Source organism: Gemmatimonadota bacterium (assembly GCA_016209965.1).
In the GTDB taxonomy this organism is placed as follows: domain Bacteria; phylum Gemmatimonadota; class Gemmatimonadetes; order Longimicrobiales; family RSA9; genus JACQVE01.
On sequence record JACQVE010000114.1, the window covers coordinates 1 to 2,563 of the forward strand.

A 2,563-nucleotide genomic window follows, 5' to 3' on the forward strand; every position below is an offset into this window, starting at 1 on the left:
CGATTGGCACGGGGCCCCGCCGCCGGAGCGCGGAGGCAAGCGTTGCCGCCGTGGGGATGAACGGGCGGCACAAGGCGGGGCGTTCGCGTCGTCAAGATCGCTCTTCCCGGCTGAAGCTGGATCGGCCTGCCCGGGGGAACGATCAGGCGCGGTGGGCCGACGCGCCCCAGGGCCGTGAGCCTCTCGCGCCGTCCACAGCAGCTCAGCGACGCTGAGGAGGACGCCCGACAGCCCATTACGCAAGAGCGAATGGCTAGAGGAGGCCGGCACACTCCGGAACGGGAGACAAGAGTCGGCCGAAGAAAACTGGTGGCCCCAACGGGATTCGAACCCGTGTTTCAGCCTTGAAAGGGGAAACGCGGTCCGCGCCCCCAGCCGCTCCCTCAGGTTGGCCGTCAACGCCATACACCATGTCCCTCATCACCACCCGCTGCCCCCCTGCGCTCATCTCGCCCTCCGTCCTTGCCTGCGCCCCCGGTCCCGTGGCATCCTCGGCGAAAGACTCGGACCTGTGCCGGTGCCACCTACTGCCTGCGGACGATTAGCGCGTGATGGTCAACGCCGCCTCCTCGGCGCTGTCGGGCTAGCCTGTCTCCTCGCCGCCTGTGCCGGGCCGCGAGCCCTCCCGACTCCAGGGGCCGGGGAAGTCCCCGCGGGTGTGGGCGCGGAGGAGACGGGCGAGGCGTCCTGGTACGGGGTTCCCTACCACGGCCGCCGAGCGGCCGGCGGGGAGACGTACGACAGGAACCAGATGACGGCCGCCCACCGCTCCCTGCCTTTTGGCACCTGGGTCGCCGTCGAAAACCTGGCCAACGGGCGCACCGCCGAGGTGCGCATCACGGACCGGGGGCCCTTTGTGGCGGGCCGCATCCTGGAGCTCTCCGAGGCGGCGGCCCGCGCCCTCGGCGCTCTCGGCCCGGGGGTCATCCCGGTGCGGCTCCGCGTCCTCCAAGGCCCGGAGGGCGAGCCGAGCGCCCAGCGTGGCGGCTACGCCGTCCAGGTCGCCGCGTTCACCTCGGAGGACCGGGCCGTGCGCTTCCAAGCCGAGCTGGAGCGACGCTGGGCAGGCGCGGTCATCCGCCGGGCCGACCTGGCCGGCCGGCCGATCTTTCGCGTCCGCCTCGGGCCCTTCCGCAGCCGCGACGAGGCGCGCCGCGTGGCCGAGGACCTCGCCGCCGGAGGCTACACGGTGTTCATGGTCGAGGAGTGAGCGGGAGTTGTCGCGAGGCATCCTCGGTGGGGGGGCCTCCGACTGCCACCTCAGCATCCCTCCATCGAACGGATATCCTTCCCCGAAAGCGCTTGCCGTCCCCCTCTCTGCCAATATGAGTGAGACAGTGACCCCCTGGAAGTTTAGAGTCGAGGGCGAGGCAGGATTGGAGAGCGATGAGCGCACTGGAGCAGGCTCTGGGTGGGCCGGCGATCGAGGTCGTGGCGAAGGCGACCCGACGGCGGTTCACGGTGGAGTACAAGCGGAAGATCGTCCGAGAGGCCGACGCGTGCAAGACGTCGGGCGCGGTCGGGGCGTTGTTGCGACGAGAGGGGTTGTACTCCTCGCACCTCACGACGTAGCGTGCGGCGCGGGCGCGCGGAGAACTGGCCGGGGCGCCGAAGAAGCGGGGGCCGGCGCGGCGGGTCGCCGATCCGCGCGACAAGAAGCTCGCCGAGCAGGAGCGGGAGATCAGCCGGTGGACGAAGCGCGCCGAACGGGCTGAGGCGCTGGTCGAACTGCAAAAACACGTGGCGGCGTTGCTGGGAACGCCGCTGGCCACCGAGACCTCATGATGGCGACGGTCACCCAGATCGGGCCGCGGCTGGGCATCGCCCCCACCTGCGCCGCGCTCGGGCTGCCGCGCGCGACCTCCTATCGACGGCGGCGGCCCCAGAGTGCCCCGCCGCCGCGGCGCCCCTCGCCCCGCGCGCTCAGCCCGGGCGAGCGCGGCGTGGTCCTCGCCCTGCTGCATGAGCCCCGCTTCGTGGATCACGCCCCGGCGGAGGTCTATGCCACGCTGCTCGACGCCGGGCAGTCCGGCTGTTCCGAACGCACGATGTATCGCCTCTTGGCCGAGCACGCGGAGGTGCGGGAGCGGCGCGCCCAACTCCGCCATCCCGTCTATGCCGCCCCGGAGCTGCTGGCCCGCCGCCCCAACGAGCTGTGGAGTTGGGACATCACCAAGCTGCCCGGGCCGGCGAAGTGGACCTACTTCTACCTCTACGTCATGCTCGACGTCTTCAGCCGCTACGTCGTGGGCTGGATGGTGGCCCATCGCGAAAGCGCCACGTTGGCCGAGCGGTTCATCCAGGACACCTGCGGCCGGCAGGGCATCGACCGTGGGCAGCTCACGATCCACGCCGATCGCGGCTCGGCCATGACGTCCAAGCCCGTCGCCCTCTTGCTCGCCGATCTCGGCGTGACCAAGACCCATTCCCGGCCGCACGTCTCCACCGACAACCCGTTCTCGGAAGCGCAGTTCAAGACGCTCAAGTACCGGCCAGCGTTCCCGAACCGCTTCGGCTCGGTCCAGGACGCGCGCGCCCACGCCCAGGACTACTACGCCAGGTA

At 70.9% G+C, this 2,563-nt stretch carries 3 protein-coding genes; all 3 read left to right on the top strand.

The features are described 5' to 3' along the window. Window positions 1-658: 658 nt before the first annotated feature. Window positions 659-1,210 carry a septal ring lytic transglycosylase RlpA family protein gene (locus HY703_04825; GenBank protein ID MBI4544498.1) on the top strand — a complete coding sequence of 184 codons (552 nt, stop codon included), beginning with the start codon at window positions 659-661 and terminating at the stop codon, window positions 1,208-1,210. A 176-nt stretch (window positions 1,211-1,386) separates the two neighbouring features. Then, on the top strand, window positions 1,387-1,572 hold the full coding sequence (locus HY703_04830) for a hypothetical protein (GenBank protein ID MBI4544499.1): 186 nt from the start codon (window positions 1,387-1,389) through the stop codon (window positions 1,570-1,572). Window positions 1,573-1,781: 209 nt separating this feature from the next. Next, on the top strand, window positions 1,782-2,563 hold a 782-nt coding region (locus tag HY703_04835), incomplete at its 3' end, for a transposase family protein (GenBank protein ID MBI4544500.1).

What these genes read in the sequence shown, in the direction of transcription:
- HY703_04830 (MBI4544499.1), top strand. Translation starts at nt 1,387, where the DNA reads ATGAGCGCACTGGAGCAGGCTCTGGGTGGGCCGGCGATCGAGGTCGTG.